Raw genomic sequence first — 22,155 nt, forward strand, 5'->3', positions numbered from 1 at the left:
GGCTCCGACTCGGATCAGAGCGCGCGGAATTTCTTGTGGCAGGCTTCGCAGGCGTCTTCCACCGCGGCGAAGTCCTTGCGCACGCCCTCGGGCGTCGGCGCGGCGTTACGGGTGTTCTCGCCCAGGGCGCGGACGGTCTGCTGGAAGGTCTTGGCGTCGGCCTGGAACTCCAGCTGGCGCTGCCAGATTTCCGCCTTGGCGCGGGTGTCCTTGTTTTCCACCTGATCAGCCGGCGGCTGGGTGCTGGGGAAGTACTGCCAGGGCTTGTCCGCCAGTTCGCCCAGCTTGGTGGAGCCTGCGCGGAACTTGTCCGCGTCGAACGGGATGCGTCCGCGCAGCATTCCGCCCATGTCTTCGCTGGTCTTGAGCATCTCCTTGAACACCACCTGGCGCTTGGCTTCCGGCGAGTTGGGGTCCAGGCGATGGCAACCGGCGAGCGCCGTGCCGGCGAGCAGCAGAACGAGCAGGGTCTTCAGCTTCATGGGAGAACTCTTGTAGGACGGCTAGACACGTGAGGCGCCGGATTATCCGCCCCGATCCCCGAATGATCCAGAGCATGCAGAAGCGGCTGCGGCCATCAGTCGCATCCGGATCAATTCTGTTCAGCCGCCGTTCAGCCCCCATCAGAGCTTCATCACCAGCATCCCCGCCAGCACCAGGCTGCACGCCGCCAGGCGCGGCAGGCCGAAGGGCTCCTTGAGGAAGCGCATGCCGAACAGCACCACCAACAGCACGCTGGTCTCGCGCAGGGCAGCGGCCTCGGCGATGGAGCCCAACTGCATGGCCCAGAGCACCAACCCGTAACTGAGCAGCACGCAGAGGCCGACGCTGACGCCGAGCTTCCAGTCATTGATCCAGAACTTCGCGAAGGCGCGAGTGCGGCCGATCACCACCATCAGCGGGAACGGCAGGCCAGAGAGCAGCGACAGCCAGACCAGGTAGTCCAGCGGCCGTGGCCAGAGCTTCAGCGCGTTGCCGTCGGTCCAGGTGTAGCTGCCGATGCACAGCCCCATCAGCAACACGGTCGGATAGGCGATCCACGGCAACTTCGAACCGCCGCCACCCTTGAGCAGGAAGAGCATGCCCAGCGGGATCAGCAGGATGCCGAGGATCTGCCTGTCGGTCAGGTGCTCGCCGCCGAAATACAGGGTCAGCCCCAGCACCACCAGCGGCGAAAGCCCGCGCATCAGCGGATAGACCAGCCCCAGGTCGCCGACCTTGTAGGCCTGGATCAGCAGCACCCGATAAACCAGTTGCAACGACACGGCGGCCAGCAGCCAGGGCCAGACCTCGACGGGCGGGACCTCGATCAAGGGCAGCAGGGCCAGGGCGGCGACCAGGCCGACCATGTCCATGCAGGCAACCACCAGCAGGCGGTCGTTGCTGAATTTGACGAGGGTGTTCCAGGTGGCGTGCAGCAGGGCGGCCAGCAGCACCAGGGTAGTGGCGAGCACGGAATGACTCCTGGTATATACCAGATTGATTCTACCCTGAGCGCCCCTACCGCCGGCAAGCACCTGCACTTTCAGACATTTCCCCCTCGTTCTCGGCTGGAACTGGCCTAGACTGGGCATTTCCGCCTGCACGAGCCCCTGCCATGCCACGCCTGATCAAGTTCCTTACCTGCTACATCCTCGTCACCCTGCTCTCCGGCTGCGGCTACAACGCCATGCAGGCCGGCGACGAGCAGGTGAAGGCCGCCTGGTCGGAAGTCCTCAACCAGTACCAGCGCCGCGCCGACCTGGTGCCCAACCTGGTCAGCACCGTGAAGGGCTACGCCGCCCACGAAGCCGCTGTGCTCACCCAAGTGACCGAGGCGCGTGCGAAGGTTGGCAGCACCACGCTCAATGCCGATCAGCTGGGCGACGAAGCGGCGGTCAAGCGCTTCCAGCAGGCCCAGGGTGAACTCAGCTCGGCGCTGTCGCGCCTGCTGGTCGTCACCGAGAACTACCCGCAGCTCAAGGCCGATGGCCTGTTCAAGGACCTGCTGACCCAGCTCGAAGGCACCGAAAATCGCATCACAGTGGCCCGCGGTCGCTACGTGAAAGCCGTGCAGGCGTACAACGTGCTGATTCGTCAGTTCCCGGAAGTGGTCACCGCGAAAATCCTCGGCTACCAGCCCAAGGCCAACTTCAGCGTGGAAAACGAAGCCGCCATCTCTACCGCGCCGAAGGTCGACTTCGGCAACGCGCCGGCGCAGCCCGCGCAATGATCCGACTGCGCTGGCTGCTGGCCGCCCTGCTGCTGTGCTGGGCGGCCTTGTCGCAGGCCGCGCCGGTCGCCATCCCGCCGCTCGGCGCCCGCGTCACCGACCTCACCCAGACGCTCGACGGCACCCAGCGCACCCAACTGGAAAGCCAGCTCGCCGCCCTGGAACAGCGCAAGGGCGCGCAACTGGCGGTGTTGATGGTTCCCAGCACCGGCGACGAAAGCATCGAGGAATACGCGGTGCGCGCCTTCGAACAATGGAAGCTGGGACGCAAGGGCGTGGACGACGGCGTGCTGCTGGTGGTCGCCAAGGACGATCGCGCGCTGCGTATCGAGGTTGGCTACGGCCTGGAAGGCGCTATCAGCGACGTGTTGGCGGGACGGATCATCCGCGAGCAGATCGTTCCGCATTTCCGCAACGGTGATTTCGCCGGTGGCGTGCAGGCCGGGGTGGACAGCCTGTCGCGCCTGATCGATGGCGAGCAACTGCCAGCCCCCGCAAAGGCCGCCAGCCGCGACTCCGACACCGTTAGCCTGCTGCCGCTGGTGATCCTGATGGCGGTCATACCGCTGCTCGGCCGCCTGCTGCCCTTCCCCTGGATGCGCCAACGCAGTATTCCGCGCTATGCCCTGTGCAGTGCCACGGTCGGCCTTATCGCGGCCCCGCTGGGCATCGCCGGCGCGCCCGGCTTCGACAGCCTGGTGGACAACGGCCTCCACGGCCTGGCGATGGCGCTGATGGTCTATCCGTTCTTCCTGCTGCCAGTCGGCCTGATCCGCTTCATCGGCGGCGGTGGGGGCGGCCGGGGCGGTGGTTCCGGCGGAGGCGGCTTCCGTGGGGGCGGCGGCTCCAGCGGCGGCGGCGGAGCCTCCGGCCGCTGGTGAGCCTCACAGGGCAAACGCTCGGGGCCCGTCAGGGCTGCGGGATGGCGTCGTCCTTGAACTGGTCCTTGATGTACTTGATCTCGGTGCGGCCGTGGGGTGCCGGCTGGCCGTCCGGACCGATGTTGACGAAGACCATCTTGTCGACCGTGAGGATGCTCTTGCGGGTGATCTTGTTGCGCACTTCGCAGGTCAGGGTGATCGAGGTGCGGCCGAACTCGGTGGCGGTGATGCCCAGTTCGATGATGTCGCCCTGGCGCGCGGAGCTGACGAAGTTGATCTCGGAGATGAACTTGGTGACCACGCGCTGGTTGCCCAGCTGGACGATGGCGTAGATCGCCGCTTCTTCGTCGATCCACTTCAGAAGGCTGCCGCCGAACAGGGTGCCGTTCGGGTTGAGGTCTTCAGGCTTGACCCATTTGCGGGTGTGGAAATTCATGTGAACTCCTTGGAGGTTCGCCTTGTGGGCGGGGGTGCGCAGGTTCAACCGAGGCCGGCTTCGGCGCGGTAGCGGGCGGCCTCGTCGACCAGCCAGTCGCGGAAGGCGCCGAGGGTCGCCGATTCCACCTTGCGCTCGGGAATCATCAGGTAATAGGCATTTTCGCTCAAATAGGCATGTTGCATCGGCACGATAAGCCGTCCGTCGGCCAGCTCGCGCTGGATCAGCATCGGCGGGATCAGCGCCACGCCCATGCCGTGCATCGCCGCCTGGGCGAGCATGGAGAACAGCTCATAGCGGGTGCCGCTCATGTCGTGGGCGACGCTCATGCCCAACGACCCGAACCACTGGCGCCAGGCATAGGGCCGGGTGGTCTGCTGCATCAGCGGCAACTCGGCGATCTGCGCGGCCGACAATTCCTTGCGCCCGCCCAACAGCTCGGGGCTGCACACCGGCACCGGGTTCTCGTGCATGAGGAAGTTGGCCACCGTACCGGACCATACGCCGTCGCCGAAATACAGCGCGGCATCGAACTCGGTGTCGGCGAAGAGGAACGGCCGGGTGCGGTTGGTCATGTTGACCGTGACTTCCGGGTGCAGGCGCTTGAAGTCCTTCAGCCGTGGCAGCAGCCACTGGGTGGCGAAGGTCGGCACCACCGCGAGCTCCAGGGTGCCGCCGCCCTGCTGGCCCATCACCGCCAGGGTGTCGCGCTCCACGGCGTCCAGTCGCTGGGCAACGCGACGGCTGTAGCTCAGCCCCGCCTCGGTCAGCTTCACCCCGCGCCGGGAGCGGCGGAACAGCTCGACGCCGAGGAACTCCTCCAGCACGGCGATCTGCCGGCAGATGGCGCTCTGGGTCAGCGACAGTTCGTCGGCGGCCTTGGTGAAGCTCTCGTGGCGGGCGGCGGATTCGAAGGCGACCAGCGCCGCGGTGGTCGGGATTTTTCGCCGCATCGAATGCCTCTTCGGAATCTCGTAATGCGGGCGGCTCACGCAAACCGCCTGAAAATAGAGGCGACAGCGCAGAAACCTGCATCAGCGATGCAATGACGGAGTGACAAAATAGCACAACAGCGTGCGAATTAGTCGGTTGCTCGGCTTCCCGACGGCTGACTAGGATGGCCCACACCTTACCCGCCTAGACTTGTCGGGTCCTTCACTGTCTGTTCCGAGGTTTCTCCATGGCCACCAAAGCAAGCTTCAACTGGGAAGATCCGCTGCTGCTGGATCAGCAACTCACCGAAGAAGAGCGCATGGTGCGCGACAGCGCCTACCAGTTCGCCCAGGACAAGCTGGCCCCGCGCGTACTGGAAGCCTTCCGCCACGAGCAGACCGACCCGGCGATCTTCCGCGAGATGGGCGAAACCGGCCTGCTCGGCGCGACCATCCCCGAACAATACGGCGGCAGCGGCCTTAACTATGTGTGCTACGGCCTGATCGCCCGTGAAGTCGAGCGCATCGACTCCGGCTACCGCTCCATGATGAGCGTGCAGTCCTCCCTGGTGATGGTGCCGATCAACGAATTCGGCAACGAAGCCACCAAGCAGAAATACCTGCCGAAACTGGCCAGCGGCGAGTACATCGGCTGCTTCGGCCTGACCGAGCCGGACCACGGCTCCGACCCGGGCTCCATGATCACCCGCGCCAAGAAGGTCGACGGCGGCTACCGCCTGACCGGCGCCAAGATGTGGATCACCAACAGCCCGATCGCCGACGTCTTCGTGGTCTGGGCCAAGGATGACGAAGGCCAGATCCGTGGCTTCGTCCTGGAAAAAGGCTGGGAAGGCCTGTCCGCACCGGCGATCCACGGCAAGGTCGGCCTGCGCGCCTCCATCACCGGCGAGATCGTGATGAACAACGTATTCGTCCCCGAAGAGAACGCCTTCCCCGAAGTCCGCGGCCTGCGCGGCCCGTTCACCTGCCTGAACTCCGCCCGCTACGGCATCTCCTGGGGCGCCCTGGGTGCCGCCGAAGCCTGCTGGCACACCGCCCGCCAGTACACCCTGGACCGCAAGCAGTTCGGTCGCCCGCTGGCCGCCAACCAGCTGATCCAGAAGAAGCTGGCTGACATGCAGACCGAGATCACCCTCGCCCTGCAAGGCTGCCTGCGCCTGGGCCGCATGAAAGACGAAGGCACTGCCGCCGTCGAAATCACTTCGATCATGAAGCGCAACAGCTGCGGCAAAGCGCTGGATATCGCCCGCATGGCTCGCGATATGCTCGGCGGCAACGGCATCTCCGACGAGTTCGGCGTCGCCCGCCACCTGGTCAACCTGGAAGTGGTGAACACCTACGAAGGTACCCACGACGTTCACGCGCTGATCCTCGGCCGCGCGCAGACCGGTATCCAGGCGTTCTTCTAAGCGCCTCGCGCCGATCCGGCCCCGGCCGGTCGGCGCCCGTTTCACCTCTCTCCCGAGAGGCCCCGGGGAGGACCGTGGAGTCCCCGCACCGCGTCCTTCCCGCCCCAATTCATGTTGCAGGTGATTCCATGTCCGGCGCCCTTTCGCACATCCGTGTCCTCGACCTCTCCCGCGTTCTCGCCGGCCCCTGGGCCGGTCAGATCCTCGCCGACCTCGGTGCGGAAGTGATCAAGATCGAGCGTCCCGGCAGCGGCGACGACACCCGCGCCTGGGGCCCGCCGTTCCTCAAGGACGCCGAAGGCCGCGACACCAGCGAAGCGGCGTATTACCTGTCGGCGAACCGCAACAAGAAATCCCTGACCATCGACTTCACCCAGCCCGAAGGCCAGCGCCTGGTGCGCGAACTGGCGGCCAAGGCCGACATCGTGCTGGAGAACTTCAAGGTCGGTGGTCTGAAGGCCTATGGCCTGGACTACGAGTCGCTGAAGGCGCTCAACCCGAAGCTGATCTACTGCTCGATCACCGGTTTCGGCCAGTTCGGCCCCTACGCCAAGCGCGCCGGCTACGACTTCATGATCCAGGGCCTGGGCGGCCTGATGAGCCTCACCGGCCGCTCCGACGCCGAGGAAGGCGCCGGCCCGGTGAAGGTCGGCGTGGCGCTGACCGACATCCTCACCGGCCTCTACTCGTCCACTGCGATCCTCGCAGCCCTCGCCCACCGCGACGTCAGCGGCATCGGCCAGCACATCGACATGGCGCTGCTGGACGTGCAGGTCGCCTGCCTGGCCAACCAGACCCTGAACTACCTGACCACCGGCAACCCGCCGCGCCGCCTGGGCAACGCGCACCCGAACATCGTGCCCTACCAGGACTTCCCCACCGCCGATGGCGACTTCATCCTCACCGTCGGCAATGATGGGCAGTTCCGCAAGTTCGCCGAACTGGCGGGCCACCCGGAATGGGCCACCGACGAGCGCTTCGCCACCAACAAGGCGCGCGTTGCCCACCGTGACGTGCTGATCCCGCTGATCCGCCAGTCCACCGTGATGCGCACCACCGCCGAGTGGATCGCCGTGCTGGAACAGGCCAGCGTGCCCTGCGGCCCGATCAACGACCTGTCGCAGGTATTCGCCGACCCGCAGGTGATCGCCCGCGGCCTGCGCGTGGACCTGCCGCACCCGCTGGCCGGCAGTGTGCCGCAGGTGGCCAGCCCGATCCGCCTGTCCGAGACGCCCGTTGAATACCGCAACGCCCCGCCGACCCTCGGCCAGCACACTCACGAGATTCTCGAAGACGTGCTCGGCCTGGACGAAGCAGCGATCGGCAAGCTGCGCGAAAGCGGCGTCATCTGATTGCACGGCCCGCCCAGGCGGGCCGCTACCGAGCATCTCCTGACTGGCTTCCAGCGCCGGGTTTTCACGGCCCCGTCGCTGGAGGCCAGCGGAGATCACCTCCGGCAGACCGGCGGCGCATGTCGGACTTGGGCGATGCCCAAGGCGCCGCTATAATCGCCCGTCCAAGCGACTTCCCGGTCGCTCCCGCCTTCCGTTCGAGGGGCGCTGCAGCAGGTCAGACTCAACGACCTGTCAGGCTCGAACGGAGCGCGCTCACAGTGCCGTACCCCGGCGCTGTCAACGCATCAACGGCGCCCATTCGCAGACAACGAATGGAGAGTTACGCATGAGCGCTGTCATGACGCCTGCCGGTTTCACCGATTACAAAGTCGCCGACATTTCCCTGGCCGCCTGGGGCCGCCGCGAGCTGATCATCGCCGAGTCCGAAATGCCGGCTCTGATGGGCCTGCGCCGCAAGTACGCCGCCAGCCAGCCGCTGAAAGGCGCGAAGATCCTCGGCTGCATCCACATGACCATCCAGACCGGCGTACTGATCGAGACGCTGACTGCGCTGGGCGCCGAAGTGCGCTGGTCGTCCTGCAACATCTTCTCCACCCAGGATCAGGCCGCCGCCGCCATCGCCGCCGCCGGTATCCCGGTATTCGCCTGGAAAGGCGAGACCGAGCAGGAGTACGAGTGGTGCATCGAGCAGACCATCCTGAAAGATGGCCAGCCGTGGGACGCCAACATGGTGCTGGACGACGGCGGTGACCTGACCGAGATCCTGCACAAGAAATACCCGCAGATGCTCGAGCGCATCCACGGCATCACCGAAGAGACCACCACCGGTGTGCACCGCCTGCTCGACATGCTCAAGGCCGGCACCCTGAAAGTCCCGGCGATCAACGTCAACGACGCTGTGACCAAGAGCAAGAACGACAACAAGTACGGCTGCCGTCACAGCCTGAACGATGCCATCAAGCGCGGCACCGACCACCTGCTGTCGGGCAAGCAGGCCCTGGTGATCGGCTACGGCGACGTGGGCAAGGGTTCCGCCCAGTCCCTGCGTCAGGAAGGCATGATCGTGAAGGTCTCCGAAATCGACCCGATCTGCGCCATGCAGGCCTGCATGGACGGTTTCGAGCTGGTCTCCCCGTACAAGAACGGCCTGAACGACGGCACCGAAGCCAGCGTTGACGCCGCCCTGCTGGGCAAGATCGACCTGATCGTCACCACCACCGGCAACGTAAACGTCTGCGACGCCGGCATGCTCAAGGCACTGAAGAAGCGCGCCGTGGTGTGCAACATCGGTCACTTCGACAACGAGATCGACACCGCCTTCATGCGCAAGACCTGGGCCTGGGAAGAGGTCAAGCCGCAGGTGCACAAGATCCACCGCACCGGCGCCGGCGCCTTCGATCCGGCCAACGACGACTACCTGATCCTGCTGGCCGAAGGCCGCCTGGTGAACCTGGGCAACGCCACCGGCCACCCGAGCCGCATCATGGACGGCTCCTTCGCCAACCAGGTGCTGGCGCAGATCTTCCTGTTCGATCAGAAGTACGCCGACCTCTCCGCTGAGAAGAAAGCCCAGCGCCTGACCGTCGAAGTACTGCCCAAGAAGCTGGACGAAGAAGTGGCCCTGGAGATGGTGAAAGGCTTCGGTGGCGTCGTCACCCAGCTGACCAAGACCCAGGCCGACTACATCGGCGTGACCGTGGAAGGCCCGTTCAAGCCGGACACTTACCGTTACTGATCGCAGCCGCAAGCTGCAGGCCACGGACTGACAGCGGATACCCGCTGGCAGTCCGCTGCTTGAAGTTTGCCGCTGAGAAGAGAGCCTTCTCCTATGTCTCAAGAACGCCGTTTCAGCTTCGAGTTCTTCCCCGCCAAGACCGAAGCCGGACACGAAAAACTGATGGCCACCGCGCGCCAACTGGCCGCGTACAAGCCTGACTTCTTCTCCTGCACCTACGGCGCTGGCGGCTCGACCCGCGACCGCACCCTGAGCACCGTGCTGCAGCTCGACGGCGAAGTGCAGATCTCCACCGCCCCGCACCTGTCCTGCGTCGGCGACACCAAGGCCGAACTGCGCGCCCTGCTCGCCCATTACAAGGACGCCGGCATCCGCCGCATCGTCGCCCTGCGTGGCGACCTGCCCTCGGGCATGGGCATGGCCAGCGGCGAGCTGCGCTACGCCAACGAGCTGGTGGAGTTCATCCGCGCCGAAACCGGCGACCATTTCCACATCGAAGTCGCCGCCTATCCGGAAGTCCACCCGCAGGCGCGCAATTTCGAGGATGACCTGGCCAACTTCGTGCGCAAGGTCAAGGCCGGTGCCGACAGCGCCATCACCCAGTACTTCTTCAACGCCGACAGCTACTTCCACTTCGTCGAGCGCGCACAGAAGCTGGGCGTGGACGTCCCGGTGGTACCCGGCATCATGCCGATCACCAACTACACCAAGCTGGCACGCTTCTCCGACGCCTGCGGCGCGGAAATCCCGCGCTGGGTGCGCAAGCAGCTGGAGGCCTATGGCGACGACATCGCCAGTATCCAGTCCTTCGGCGAGCAAGTGATCACAGAAATGTGCGAACGCCTGCTGCAAGGTGGCGCGCCGGGCCTGCACTTCTATACGCTGAACCAGGCCGAGCCGAGCCTGGCGCTGTGGAGGAACCTGCAGCTTCCACGCTGAGCACGGGGAATCGCCGCCCAGGCACGGGCGGCGAATCTGCGACAAGGATGACCGGGACCGCAGGAGTCCGCTTCAGCAATGGCAAACACCACTCCTTCACTGGCGTACCTGACCTATGGCCGGGAGACCTACCACCAGGAAGCCCTGTTCAGCATCGCCAGCGCCCTCTCACGGGCACGGGAAACCCCAACGCTGTCGCTGGATATCCACGTCGTCACCGATCAGCCACGGCACTACGCGGCGCTGCCGGTACAAGTCCATCCGCTCGACGCCGACACCCTGGCTGCCTGGTTCGGCCCCCACAACTACCACTTCCGCGCCAAGCACGTCGCCCTGCGCCGGCTGCTCGACGAATTGCCCAGCGTGGTACTGGTCGACACCGACACCTTCTTCCTCACCTCGCCCGCCCACCTGTTCGAGCGCGTGCGTACCGGGCAGATGCTCTGCAATGCGATAAACGGCACACTTGCCGACACGCCCCAGGCCATCTATAGACACCTCACCCCCGAGCTCAAGGCACGCGGGCTGGCCGACGAGCACATGCCGCTGCTCAATTCCGGCGTGATCGGACTCACCTCGACAAACGCCGATTTACTCGACCGTTCGTTGGAATTGATGGATGACCTCTATCCAATTGCGCGCTCAGCCTTTAATCTTGAGGAGTTTGTTCTGGCCATGGCGGCCTATGGGAAACTGGAACTCGTCGGTTGTACCGACCTGATCCACCACTACTGGAGCCGCAAGCAGCTGTTCCGGGCGAAAACCCTGGCCTGGCTGAACAAGCACAGAGACTCCCTTCTCAGCACTCCGGCTCTCGACGATATCCTGCTGGTGACTGATCGCCTGCCGCGCCCGCCCCGTGCCGCGCGTCTGATCTACAAGCTGAGAACACTGCCGTTGCCGGCCCCGATGCGCCAGTTCAGTCTGGAGCTCCTCTACGGGTGCCATGAATACGACAATGAGTTCGACAAGGCCTGCGGCCCCGCATGGTGGGAAAAAGCCGCGACCAACGCCATCGAGCGCCACCCCGACCAGTCGGTGGAAGCACAGCTCGGTGACTGGCTGAATCACCGGGTGCTGCGCCAACTCCTCGGTAGTCGACTGGAGGACATACGCCAGCACCTTCGCCAGCAGAACCTGCTCTGAAAACGACAGGCCTTCCGCTGACAGCGCCTTCGCCTCTCCCCGGGGTCGGGCGCAACCCGGGCCGCCGACTCCCGTCATCGGCCCCTGGAGACGCCCGTTTGGGCGGCCCTGATAGATCGGCCCCAAGCACCTGCGCGGTGCTTCACGCCGTCCCTCCCCTTACACAGGCGAGGACAGAGAGGAGTTCGATGAACTTGATGCATTTACATTCGCCGGCCCCGTGCCGGCCCATATAGGAATACCCCGCATGTCCTTTTCCTCCCTCGGTCTCTCCGAGGCGCTGGCCCGTGCAGTAGAGGCGGCGGGCTACAGCCAACCCACCCCGGTTCAGGAACGCGCCATCCCCGCCGTTCTGCAAGGCCGCGACCTGATGGTTGCCGCTCAGACCGGCACCGGCAAGACCGGCGGCTTCGCCCTCCCGGTGCTCGAGCGCCTGTTCCCCGAAGGTCACCCCGACCGCGAACACCGCCACGGCCCCCGCCAGGCACGTGTCCTGGTACTGACCCCGACCCGCGAGCTGGCCGCCCAGGTACACGACAGCTTCAAGGTCTACGCCCGCGAGCTGCCTCTCAAGAGCGCCTGCATCTTCGGCGGCGTCGGCATGAACCCGCAGGTCCAGGCCGTTTCCAAGGGTGTCGACATTCTCGTCGCCTGCCCCGGCCGTTTGCTCGACCTGGTCGGCCAAGGCAGCATCGACCTCTCCCACGTCGAAATCCTCGTTCTCGATGAAGCCGACCGCATGCTCGACATGGGCTTCATCCACGATGTGAAGAAGGTCCTTGCCAAGCTGCCGCCCAAGCGCCAGAACCTGCTGTTCTCGGCGACCTTCTCCAAGGACATCGTCGACCTCGCCAACAAGCTCCTGCACAACCCGGAGCGCATCGAGGTCACCCCGCCGAACACCACCGTCGAGCGCATCGAACAGCGTGTGTTCCGCATTCCCGCCGTACAGAAGCGCGTCCTGCTGGCGCACCTGGTGACCGTGGGCGCCTGGGAACAGGTGCTGGTGTTCACCCGCACCAAGCATGGCGCCAACCGCCTCGCCGAATACCTGACCAAGCACGGCCTGCCGGCCGCCGCGATCCACGGCAACAAGAGCCAGAACGCGCGCACCAAGGCCCTGGCCGACTTCAAGGCCAACGACGTGCGCATCCTGGTCGCCACCGACATCGCCGCCCGCGGCCTGGACATCGACCAACTGCCCCACGTGGTCAACTACGAGCTGCCCAACGTCGAGGAAGACTACGTCCACCGCATCGGCCGTACCGGCCGCGCCGGTCGTACCGGTGAAGCCATCTCGCTGGTGGCGCCGGACGAGGACAAGCTGCTCAAGGCCATCGAGCGCCTGACCAAGCAGCGCATCCCCGACGGCGACATGCAGGGCTTCGACCCTGACGCCGTGCTGCCGGAAGTCCAGCAGCCCGAGCCGAAGGAAGCCACCCAGCGCCAGCCGCGCAAGGACAAGGCCAAGCGTGGCGAGCGCAAGGACCGCAACAAGGACAAGCCGCAGCAGGCTCAGGGCGAAGAGCAGCAGATCGCAGCTCCGGTAGCCGCTGAAGGCGACGAAGGCGACAAGCCCGCCGGCAAGCGCCGCCGCCGTGGCGGTCGTGGCAAGAAGAAAGGCGATGGCCAGGGCAGCGACGTTCAGCCGAGCGCAAACGCCGAGCCGCGTCAGCCCCGTCAGCCTCGTCAACAAGAGCAGCAAGGCCAGGGTCGTCAGCAACAGCCCAAGCCGACGCGCGCGCCGAAAGTCGACGGCAATCGCGATCCGGAAGAATTCCTCGACGACGACTTCGACAACTTCGGCAACCGCGCCGATTACGTCAGCCCGTTCCCGGACAAGGATCAGCAACGCGGCCAGCGCCGCCGTGGCGGTCAAGGTCAAGGTCAGGGCCAAGGCCAGAACCAGGGCCAGGGCCAACAGCGCCCCCGCAGCCAGGGCGGTCAGGGTGGAGGCCAGGGCAGCGGTCAGAACCGTGGCCAAGGCCAAGGTCAAGGCAAGGCCGCGAAGAAGCCCAATGGCGGCGGTCGCGGTCAGGGCCAGGGCGGCAACGGCCAGGGCAAGCAGGGCCAGCGCAAGCGCGGTGGCAAAGCTCCGGCCTCGCGGATGAACGATGCACCGCTGCGTGAACCGAGCGAGTATGGTGCAGCCAAGCCGACCCGCCAGCCGGTGGTGATCAACAAGCGCGACCTGGTTCGCGGCGACCGCTTCCCCACTGCCGAGCAGCTGGAAGAGCTGGAACCGCGCCGCAAGACCGAGCGTCCGGCGCTGCTGACCCGCAACCGCGACTGATGCTGCATAAGAAACCGCCCTTCGGGGCGGTTTCTTTTTGCGCGCGATTTGTCGCCGAGGTGCCCTATGATCGTAGGAGCGGACTCCGTCCGCGATCAATTCCGCGCAGGGCTCATCGCGGACGAAGTCCGCTCCTACAAGAGCCGGCCCGCCCTTCTCGGCACAGGCGCAAAAAAACCGCCCGAAGGCGGCCTTTTCATAACGGCGAAGAACTCACAGCACCTGCCGCAGGAAGCTCTGCGCGCGCGGGTCCTTGGGCTGGGCGAAGAACTCCGCCGGAGAGGCGTCTTCCAGCAGCTTGCCGTGATCGAAGAACAGCACCCGGTCGGCCACTTCGCGGGCGAAGCCCATTTCGTGGGTGACGCAGACCATGGTCATGCCTTCCTGGGCCAGGGTCTTCATCACGTCCAGCACTTCGCCGACCATCTCCGGGTCGAGCGCCGAGGTGGGCTCGTCGAACAGCATCACCTTGGGTTCCATGCACAGCGCGCGGGCGATGGCCACGCGCTGTTGCTGGCCGCCGGAAAGGCGCGAGGGGTACTCGTTGGCCTTCTGGGCGATGCCGACCTTGGCCAGCAGCGCCTGGGCCTTCTCCTCGCGCTCGGCCTTGCCGCGCTTGCGCACAACTTTTTGCGCAAGGCACAGGTTCTCCAGCACGGTCATGTGCGGGAACAGGTTGAAGTGCTGGAACACCATGCCGACTTCGCGGCGGTAGGCGTTGATGTCGGTCTTCGGGTTGGCCAGATCGACGCCATCGATGCTCACCGAGCCGGAATCGAACTCCTCCAGGCCATTCAGGCAGCGCAGGAAAGTGGATTTGCCCGAACCGGACGGCCCCAGCACTACCAGCACTTCCCCCTTGGCCACGGAGGTGGTCACGTCGTCGACGGCACGGACGGTGTGCCCCCGGGTGTCGAAGACCTTGGTCAGGTTGCGAACTTCAATCACTTTGGCCGAGCCTCCGCTCCAGACGGCCTGCCAGGTGCGACAGCGGCAGGTTGATCACAAGGTAGAGCGCCGCGACGCAGAACCAGATTTCGAAGGTGGAGAACGAGGTGGTGATCGCCTCGCGACCACTCTTGGTCAGTTCGGTGATGGCGATCACCGAGACCAGCGAAGTGTCCTTCACCAGGCTGATGAACTGCCCGGCCAGCGGCGGCAGCACGCGCTTGAAGGCCTGCGGCAGGATCACGTGGCGCATCGACTGCGCGGCATTCAGGCCCAGGGAGCGCGCCGCCTCATCCTGGCCACGGGCGATGGACTGCACGCCGGCACGGACGATCTCGGCGACATAGGCACCGGTGAACAGCGCCAGCGCCGCCACCCCGGCAAACTCGCGGGAGAGGTTCAGCACGGTGCCGATGAAGAAGTAGAAGATGAAGATCTGCACCAGCAGCGGCGTGCCGCGCACCAGTTCGACGTAGAGGGTGGACAGGTCATGCAGGGTCGGGTTCTTCGACAGGCGGCAGAGGCCGGCCAACAGTCCAATCAGCAGGCCGACGGCGCCGGAGATGAAGGAGATCCACAGGGTGGTCCACAGCCCCCAGGCCAGCGGTCCGGCCGCCCAATGGCGCTGCATGCCGACCACATCGCCTTCGCCGACATCGTCGTTCTCGGCGAACTGCAGGCTGTCGGCGGCCACGTTCAGCACCTGCTGCTGGCCATCCTCGCCCTGCAGGATGACGCGCGCGTCGTGCCCGGTCTGTTCGATCTTCTCCACCCGCGCGATGCCCTCGGCCCGCTGCGGCTCCTCCGCCTGGTAGGCGAAGTACTGCGGGACGCGGTTCCAGCGCCACTCATAGGAAATCAGCGAGGTGGAGTACCAAAGCCCGAAGCCGATCAGCAGGATGATCAGACCGGTCAGCCCATGCCAGGGCCAGGTTGCGCGTTTCGTTCTAGCCACGAATCTCTACCGTGAAAATGCGAACGCGCAGGCCAGGGCCTGCGCGTCGGGTGAACCAGCGTCAGACGCGGATTATTCCATGTCTTTCAGCCAGTCGGTGCTCTTGAACCACTTGTCGTGCAGACGATCGTAGGTGCCGTCTTCGTGGATCTGCTTGAGGAAGTTGTTGATGAAGTTGACCGAGTCGTAGTCACCCTTCTTCAGGCCGAAGGCCAGCGGCTCGTAGGTGAACGGCTGATCCAGGAAGACCAGCTTGCCGGCGCCGAACTTGTTGACGGCCACGACGTTGTAGGGCGAATCGTAGATGAAGGCGTCGGCCTTGCCGTTGACCACGTCCATGACCGCCTCGGGCTCGTTGTCGAAGCCGTGGTACTGGGCCTTGGCGAGCTGCTTCTTGGCGACGAACTCGCCGGTGGTGCCGATCTTGGAGGTGATGCGGTACTTCGCATCGTTCAGGTCCTTGTAGGACTTGATGGTGCCTTCCAGGTCCTTGCGGATCAGCAGGGTCTGGCCGACCACGATGAAGGGATCGGAGAAGTTCAGGCGCAGGTTGCGTTCCTGGGTCAGGGTCATGCCTGAGCCGATCATGTCGAACTTGTCGGTCAGCAGGGCCGGGATGATGCCGTCATAGCTGGTGGAAACCAGTTCCAGCTTGACGTTCATGGCCTTGGCCATGGCCTTGAGCAGGTCCACTTCGAAGCCCACGATCTGACCACGCTTGTTGGTCATCTCGAACGGCATGTAAGTCGGGTCCATGCCCACGCGCAGGGTGCCGCGCTTGGCCGCTTCATCGATGGCGCCAGCCTGCGCCGAGGCCACGCCCACCAGGGCGCAGACGCCCATGACCAGCGATGCCAGGTACTTTTTCATCCCCAAACTCCCAAGCAAATAAAAGAACTTCTTGTTGTTCCCAGAAATCGAGTCGCGCATCCGTGCCACGACGGGCAAAACGGCACACTGCGCATCGGAAGGGTGCGAAGCCTACCCCATGCGCCTGATATCTCAATCCTTTCTGGATGGCTGGCGCAGGGTACCAGCAGCGTGGCACGGGGAAAACAGGGAAACTCGCCAGTCGCCCTCGTCCGCAGCGGGACGAGGGCGAGCGAGCATCAGGACTGCGCGGCGGGCATCGACAGTGGGGGCTGTTCGGCCACCGGCGCCAGCGGCACGGCGGGCGCATGGCTATCGGCCTGCAGCGACTGCCGCCACTGACCGATCCACTGCTCCTGGTTGCCCTGCCAGAGCGCCAGGTGCAGGCGCGACAGCGCGACCGGATCGCTCAGCAGGGCCAGGCGACGGTTGCCGTCGAGCTGCTCGGGGCCGGCTTCCAGCGCCTTCTCGACCAGCGCGGTACGGGCTGCCTCGATGGGCTCGGACTTGCCGTGCCGCGCGGTGCCCATGGCGCAGGCCAGGGCGTTCAGCACCGGGTCCACGGCGGAGCGGACGAAACCGTCCTTCAATGCCTGCCAGCGGTTCTGGTAGGTGTACTCGTCGGTGGCACGCAGCTCGCGCGGGGTGTCGTATTCCTCGGGAATGAGGAACAGCTTCTCATCGCGCGAAGCCAGGCCCAGCTTGACCCGGCTGCTGATTACCGAGACCGGGATCGACAGCATCAGGGCGCCGACGATGGGCGACAGCCACCACAGGAAACGCGGGTTCAGCCAGGCCACCAGCAGCGCCCAGCTCAGGCCCAGCAGGGTCTGCAGGCCATGGCGGCGGATCGCCTCGCTCCACGGGGTGTCGTCGTCGTCACGCTGCGGCGACTTCCACTGCGCTTCCCAGCCGAGGAACGCGGCCAGCACGAAGCGGGTGTGGAAGAGCATGCGCACCGGCGCCAGCAGCACCGAGAAGAGCATCTCCAGGAGCATGCTCATCGTCACCTTGATCACGCCACCGTAGCCCTTGGCGCCCTTGGCCCAGATCAGCATGACGCTGAGCAGCTTGGGCAGGAACAGCAGGGTCAGGGTGGTGGAGAACAGCGCGATGGCCTTTTCCGGGTGCCACTGCGGCCAGATCGGGAACAGCTGGCGCGGCTCCAGGAAGTACTGCGGCTCCATCAGCTGGTGCACCGCCAGCAGCGCGGTGGACAGCACCAGGAAGAAGAACCACAGCGGCGCCGACAGGTAGGACATCACGCCGGTGAGGAACACCGCGCGGTGTACCGGGTGCATGCCCTTGACCAGGAACAGGCGGAAGTTCATCAGGTTGCCGTGGCACCAGCGGCGGTCGCGCTTGAGCTCGTCCAGCAGGTTGGGCGGCAATTCCTCGTAGCTGCCTTCCAGGTCGTAGGCGATCCACACGCCCCAGCCGGCGCGGCGCATCAGCGCGGCTTCGACGAAGTCGTGGGAGAGGATCGCACCGGCGAAGGAGCCCTTGCCCGGCAGCGGCGCCAGGGCGCAGTGCTCGATGAAGGGCTTCATGCGGATGATCGCGTTGTGGCCCCAGTAGTGCGACTCGCCCAGCTGCCAGAAGTGCAGGCCGGCGGTGAACAGCGGGCCGTACACGCGGGTGGCGAACTGCTGCATGCGCGCATAGAGGGTGTCCATGCCCGACGCCTTGGGCGCGGTCTGGATGATGCCCGCCTCGGGGTTGGCCTCCATCAGGCGCACCAGCTTGGTCAGGCAATCGCCGCTCATCACGCTGTCGGCGTCCATGACGACCATGTACTTGTACTGAGCGCCCCAGCGACGGCAGAAGTCGTCGATGTTGCCGCTCTTGCGCTTCACCCGGCGCCGACGGCGACGGTAGAAGATGCGGCCGAAGCCCTTGGCCTCGTTGCACAGCTCGATCCAGGCCTTTTCCTCGGCCATCGCGATGTCCGGCTGGTTGGTATCGCTGAGCACGAAGAAGTCGAAGCGGTCCAGCTCGCCGCTGGCGGCCACCGACTCGAAGGTCGCCCGCAGACCGGCGAAGACCCGCGGCACGTCCTCGTTGCAGATCGGCATGACGATCGCGGTACGCGCTTCAGGGGCGATCGGCTCGTTGCCGGCGCTGCTGCCGGAAATCCTGTAGCGGTCGCGCCCGGTGAGCAGTTCCCAGAAGCCCATCAGGGCGGTCCAGAAACCCGCCGAGACCCAGCAGAAGAGAATCGCGAATAGGGTCAGCACGCCGAACTGGATGACGTACGGCAGCACCTGCTCCAGGGTCTGCAGCCAGGTCTGGCGATTGATCTCTTCCAGGTCGACGAAGGCCCAGCCCTGGTAGGGCAGGATGCCTTTCATGTAGTAGGTGGCGACGCTGGTCTGGCCCAGCATCAGCAGCACCAGAATGAAACGGCGCCAGGAGCCGACCCGCTGCCAGCGCGCCTTGGGCAGGTCGCGGGCGGGCTTGGACGGATTGCTGCGGCCGGTCAGGCGGCGCCAGCCGCGCATGATCGGGTTGGTGCGCCAGGGTTCGGGAATCACCTTGGTGCGCTGGATCGGCGGCGCGGCCTTGAGGTAGGTGCGGCCGTTGTCGTCCATGCCCAGCATCCGGGCATCGTCCAGTTCCTGGCCGTAGCCGTGGCGCAGACGCGCCCCGACCGAGGCCAGCGCGACGTCGTCGCTCTGGGAATCATCGCCAGCGAGCTGCTCGTGCAGCTCGCTGAAGGAACCGGCCCGGGCCAGACGCTCGCGCTCGGCCGCCGAAAGCGGCAGGTGCGCGAGGTAGTCGGCCACCGGCGCGGTGGTAGCGGTGGAGTTATTCATCGGCAGGCAGCTGGTAGCTCCAGGTTTCGGAGATGGTCTGACCGCCATTCACCAGCGCGGCACGCATTTCCGTCGGCTTCTTCGGATCCTTGACCTTGATCCGCAGGGTCAGACGCCAGCCCTGGGTCACCGGGTTGTAGCGCAGGTTGTTCTCCTTGACCTCGGCATTGTCGTCCGTGCTCACCTGGGTGCTCACCGGCGCATCACCGGCCAGCGCCTTCAGGGTCGGGCCGACGAAGTCGACGACCAGGGCAACGCTGCCGTCCGCCTGGCGGATCAGGTTCTTCTGCTTCACGTCACCCACGGAACGCAGGGTCTGCATGACCCAGGAGGATTTCGGGTCGTGCAGCGCATCCTCGTCCTTGGTCCAGCGCATGCGGTAGGCGAAGTCCAGCGGCTCGCCGTTCTCCGGGCGCTTCTCGGGGTTCCAGAAAGCAACGATATTGTCGTTGGTTTCGTCCGGAGTCGGGATCTCCACCAGCTCGACGGTACCCTTGCCCCAGTCACCCTGCGGCTCGACCCAGGCGGACGGGCGCATGTCATAACGGTCGTCCAGGTCCTCGTAGCGGGAGAACTCGCGGCCGCGTTGCAGCAGGCCGAAGCCTTTCGGGTTCTCGACGCTGTAGGCGCTGACGGACAGGTGTTTCGGGTTGTTCAGCGGACGCCAGATCCACTCGTCGTTGCCGGCATGGATCTGCAGGCCGGTGGAGTCATGCAGCTCCGGACGGAAGTTGTGCTCGGCGGACGGCTGGTTGGAGCCGAACAGGAACATGCTGGTCAGCGGCGCCAGGCCCAGCTTGGAAACCTTGTCGCGCAGGAAGACGCGCGCCTTCACATCGACCACGGTGTCGTTGCCCGGACGGATGATGAAGCGATAGGCGCCGGTGGCACGCGGCGAATCCAGCAGGGCGAAGATCACCAGGTGCTTGTCGGCGGGCTTGGGACGCTCGATCCAGAACTCGCGGAAGCGCGGGAACTCCTCGCCGGACGGCAGCGCGGTGTCCAGCGCCAGGCCACGGGCGGACAGGCCCCACCACTGGTCCTTGCCGATGATGCGGAAGTAGCTGGCGCCCAGGAAGGTGCCGATCTCGTCCTGCTTCTCCGGGGTGTTGATCGGATAGAGGATGCGGAAGCCGGCGTAGCCCAGGTCCTTGGTGGCATTGGCGTCGAACTTCAGCGAACCGAAATCGAAACGAGAGGGATCGTACTTGATCTCCTTGACGCTACTGGACGTCACTTCGCTGATCTTCACCGGCGTGTCGAAATGCATGCCCTGGTGATAGAAGCTGATCTTGAAGGGCGTCTTGTCGCCGGCCCAGTAGGCCTTCTCGTTGCGGAAGCGAATCTGCTGGTAGTCAGCGAACTTCATTTCGCTGAACTCCGATGGCAGGTTGCTGGTCGGCGCGCTGTACTTTTCGCCCGCCAGCGACTTGGCACGCTCGGCCACGTCATCGAGATTGAAAGCCCACGCCTGGCTGGTGCTCAACGCCACGAGGGCGGAACCGACCAGCACGCGCAGGAGATTGCGAGAAAGAGGTTGTTGAACGGAACGGAAAATCACGAGTCCCCCTCGTCCGTGAACACAAAACTAATAAGGCCAGCAAAGGCGATGCCAACTTGCCGGCGATTGAATTCCGACCCCGGTGAGCCTGAATGATTCCCCGTTATTTTCCAGGGGTACTTACGGTTCCCGGAGACGCATTGTTCTAGATGCATATGCCCTAACCATCATCCCACGGCGTTATGACAAGCTGCCGCGCGTTCAAGCCTCCAGAAGAAAGGTCACCGGCCCGTCATTGACCAGGTGTACCTGCATGTTGGCGCCGAAACGACCGGTGGCGACCAAGGGATGACGGGCTCGCGCCTGTTCCACGAGTAGATCGAACAACGCGGCGCCCCTTTCGGGTGGCGCCGCGCTGGAAAAGCTTGGCCGAAGCCCCTTTCGGGTGTCCGCGGCCAGGGTGAACTGCGAAACCAGCAACAAACCGCCACCGACATCGCTCAATGAAAGGTTCATTTTACCTTCATCGTCGCCAAACACTCGATAGTTAAGCAGCTTGTGCAACAAACGATTTACCGACTCCTCGCTATCCTGCGGCTCGACACCCACCAGGACCAGCAGGCCGTGATCGATGGAACCGACCACTTCACCCTCGACTTCGACGCGGGCGCCACGCACCCGCTGGATCAAACCCTTCATTCAGCCTCCGGCGGGAGGTTCAGCAGGCGGCGGCCGATTTCATTGGTCGCGCGTACCAGCGCGTCGGTGATACCCGCCTCGCTGGCCGCGTGACCGGCATCGCGGACGATCTGCAGCTCGCTGTTGGGCCAGGCCTTGTGCAGCGCCCAGGCGTTGTCCAGCGGGCAGACCATGTCATAGCGGCCATGGACGATCACGCCCGGCAGGTGGGCGATCTTGTGCATGTCGCGCAGCAGCTGGTCCGGCTCCAGGAAGCCGTCGTTGACGAAGTAGTGGTTCTCGATGCGCGCGATGGACAAGGCGCGGTGCGGGTCGGAAAAACGATCGACCACCGCCGGGTTCGGCCGCAGCGTGGCGGCGCGCCCTTCCCAGGTGGACCAGGCACGGGCGGCGTGCATCTGGGCGATCTGGTCGGGCCCGGTCAGGCGGCGGTGGAAGGCGTGCACCAGGTCGTCCTGCTCGTCCACCGGGATCGGCGCCAGGTAGTCCTCCCAGTAATCGGGGAACACGCGGCTCGCGCCTTCCTGGTAGAACCAGTGGATCTCCTGCGGGCGGCACAGGAAGATGCCGCGCACGATCAGCGCCAGCACGCGCTCGGGATGGGTCTGGGCGTAGGCCAGGGACAGGGTCGAGCCCCAGGAGCCGCCGAACAGCACCCACTTGTCGATGCCCAGGTGCTCGCGGATGCGTTCGATGTCCTGCACCAGGTGCCAGGTGGTGTTGTTCTCCAGGCTCGCATAGGGCGTGGAGCGGCCACAGCCGCGCTGGTCGAAGGTGACGATGCGGTAAATATTGGGATCGAAGAAGCGCCGCGACATGGCATCGCAACCGGAGCCCGGGCCACCATGGATGAACAGAACCGGCAATCCGTCGGGCGTACCGCTTTCGTCCACATAGAGAACGTGCGGCTCCTCGACGGCCAGTTCATGGCGGGCGTAAGGCTTGATTTCCGGATACAAAGATTGCATGGCTTGCTCCTGGATCAGTGCGTACGGTCGCTCCCGGAC

At 65.1% G+C, this 22,155-nt stretch carries 19 protein-coding genes and 1 riboswitch; of the genes, 8 read left to right on the plus strand and 11 right to left on the minus strand.

Annotation, left to right across the window (positions count from 1 at the left end; all coding sequences use genetic code 11):
• Positions 1-14: 14 nt before the first annotated feature.
• Together ACNFBT_RS25585 and ACNFBT_RS25590 are read right to left on the minus strand one after the other, a co-directional pair.
• Positions 15-482, minus strand: a complete 468-nt coding sequence (locus ACNFBT_RS25585) for a c-type cytochrome (protein ID WP_416753506.1) — start codon at positions 480-482, stop codon at positions 15-17.
• Positions 483-623: 141 nt separating this feature from the next.
• Positions 624-1,454 (minus strand): EamA family transporter, encoded by an 831-nt coding sequence (locus ACNFBT_RS25590; RefSeq protein WP_416753507.1) that lies wholly within the window; start codon positions 1,452-1,454, stop codon positions 624-626.
• A 143-nt stretch (positions 1,455-1,597) separates the two neighbouring features.
• Here ACNFBT_RS25590 and ACNFBT_RS25595 point away from each other — a divergent pair, with 143 nt between their 5' ends.
• Both ACNFBT_RS25595 and ACNFBT_RS25600 read left to right on the plus strand, forming a co-directional pair.
• Positions 1,598-2,212, plus strand: a complete 615-nt coding sequence (locus ACNFBT_RS25595) for a LemA family protein (RefSeq protein WP_416753508.1) — start codon at positions 1,598-1,600, stop codon at positions 2,210-2,212.
• Positions 2,209-3,093, plus strand: coding sequence for a TPM domain-containing protein (locus ACNFBT_RS25600; RefSeq protein ID WP_416753509.1), 885 nt, complete (start codon positions 2,209-2,211; stop codon positions 3,091-3,093). Before ACNFBT_RS25595 ends, ACNFBT_RS25600 begins: the two co-directional genes overlap by 4 nt.
• 28 nt (positions 3,094-3,121) lie before the next feature.
• Here the strand turns inward: ACNFBT_RS25600 and ACNFBT_RS25605 are convergent, their stop codons facing one another.
• Together ACNFBT_RS25605 and gcvA are read right to left on the minus strand one after the other, a co-directional pair.
• Entirely contained in the window at positions 3,122-3,529 is a 408-nt protein-coding gene (locus ACNFBT_RS25605; protein WP_015479269.1) for an acyl-CoA thioesterase, read from the minus strand.
• Positions 3,530-3,573: 44 nt separating this feature from the next.
• Positions 3,574-4,482, minus strand: coding sequence for a transcriptional regulator GcvA (gene gcvA / locus ACNFBT_RS25610; RefSeq protein WP_416753510.1), 909 nt, complete (start codon positions 4,480-4,482; stop codon positions 3,574-3,576).
• A 227-nt stretch (positions 4,483-4,709) separates the two neighbouring features.
• On the opposite strand from gcvA, the gene ACNFBT_RS25615 reads away from it, so the two are divergent.
• From ACNFBT_RS25615 to ACNFBT_RS25640, 6 genes are all read left to right on the plus strand, one after another.
• Positions 4,710-5,891, plus strand: a complete 1,182-nt coding sequence (locus ACNFBT_RS25615) for an acyl-CoA dehydrogenase (RefSeq protein WP_043255976.1) — start codon at positions 4,710-4,712, stop codon at positions 5,889-5,891.
• A gap of 128 nt (positions 5,892-6,019) precedes the next feature.
• Positions 6,020-7,243 (plus strand): CaiB/BaiF CoA transferase family protein, encoded by a 1,224-nt coding sequence (locus ACNFBT_RS25620; RefSeq protein WP_416753511.1) that lies wholly within the window; start codon positions 6,020-6,022, stop codon positions 7,241-7,243.
• Positions 7,244-7,436: 193 nt separating this feature from the next.
• Positions 7,437-7,549: riboswitch (S-adenosyl-L-homocysteine riboswitch) on the plus strand.
• Between the two features lie 22 nt (positions 7,550-7,571).
• Complete coding sequence (gene ahcY, locus ACNFBT_RS25625) at positions 7,572-8,981, plus strand: adenosylhomocysteinase (protein ID WP_416753512.1); 1,410 nt, start codon at positions 7,572-7,574, stop codon at positions 8,979-8,981.
• A gap of 93 nt (positions 8,982-9,074) precedes the next feature.
• Positions 9,075-9,920 (plus strand): methylenetetrahydrofolate reductase [NAD(P)H], encoded by an 846-nt coding sequence (metF, locus tag ACNFBT_RS25630; protein ID WP_416753513.1) that lies wholly within the window; start codon positions 9,075-9,077, stop codon positions 9,918-9,920.
• 78 nt (positions 9,921-9,998) lie between these two features.
• A complete protein-coding gene (locus tag ACNFBT_RS25635) occupies positions 9,999-11,066 on the plus strand; it encodes a hypothetical protein (protein ID WP_416753514.1) in 1,068 nt (355 codons plus the stop codon).
• Between the two features lie 247 nt (positions 11,067-11,313).
• A complete protein-coding gene (locus ACNFBT_RS25640) occupies positions 11,314-13,359 on the plus strand; it encodes a DEAD/DEAH box helicase (protein WP_416753515.1) in 2,046 nt (681 codons plus the stop codon).
• A gap of 213 nt (positions 13,360-13,572) precedes the next feature.
• On the opposite strand, the gene ACNFBT_RS25645 is transcribed toward ACNFBT_RS25640, so the two are convergent.
• From ACNFBT_RS25645 to pip, 7 genes are all read right to left on the minus strand, one after another.
• Positions 13,573-14,307 (minus strand): amino acid ABC transporter ATP-binding protein, encoded by a 735-nt coding sequence (locus tag ACNFBT_RS25645; protein ID WP_416753516.1) that lies wholly within the window; start codon positions 14,305-14,307, stop codon positions 13,573-13,575.
• Positions 14,300-15,262 carry an amino acid ABC transporter permease gene (locus tag ACNFBT_RS25650; RefSeq protein ID WP_416753517.1) on the minus strand — a complete coding sequence of 321 codons (963 nt, stop codon included), beginning with the start codon at positions 15,260-15,262 and terminating at the stop codon, positions 14,300-14,302. The genes ACNFBT_RS25645 and ACNFBT_RS25650 overlap by 8 nt, the downstream gene beginning before the upstream one ends.
• Before the next feature lie 72 nt (positions 15,263-15,334).
• Positions 15,335-16,132 (minus strand): transporter substrate-binding domain-containing protein, encoded by a 798-nt coding sequence (locus tag ACNFBT_RS25655; protein WP_416753518.1) that lies wholly within the window; start codon positions 16,130-16,132, stop codon positions 15,335-15,337.
• A 239-nt stretch (positions 16,133-16,371) separates the two neighbouring features.
• Positions 16,372-18,948: a glucans biosynthesis glucosyltransferase MdoH gene (gene mdoH / locus ACNFBT_RS25660; protein ID WP_416753519.1), complete on the minus strand. Its 2,577-nt coding sequence runs from the start codon at positions 18,946-18,948 to the stop codon at positions 16,372-16,374.
• Positions 18,941-20,509 (minus strand): glucan biosynthesis protein G, encoded by a 1,569-nt coding sequence (locus tag ACNFBT_RS25665; protein ID WP_416753520.1) that lies wholly within the window; start codon positions 20,507-20,509, stop codon positions 18,941-18,943. Before ACNFBT_RS25665 ends, mdoH begins: the two co-directional genes overlap by 8 nt.
• Positions 20,510-20,710: 201 nt before the next feature.
• Positions 20,711-21,148 carry a D-aminoacyl-tRNA deacylase gene (gene dtd, locus ACNFBT_RS25670; RefSeq protein WP_207882060.1) on the minus strand — a complete coding sequence of 146 codons (438 nt, stop codon included), beginning with the start codon at positions 21,146-21,148 and terminating at the stop codon, positions 20,711-20,713.
• A complete protein-coding gene (gene pip, locus ACNFBT_RS25675; RefSeq protein WP_416753521.1) occupies positions 21,145-22,116 on the minus strand; it encodes a prolyl aminopeptidase in 972 nt (323 codons plus the stop codon). The genes dtd and pip overlap by 4 nt, the downstream gene beginning before the upstream one ends.
• Between the last annotated feature and the right edge of the window lie 39 nt (positions 22,117-22,155).

This window comes from Pseudomonas sp. NY15181 (assembly GCF_048068055.1).
Lineage (GTDB): Bacteria > Pseudomonadota > Gammaproteobacteria > Pseudomonadales > Pseudomonadaceae > Pseudomonas.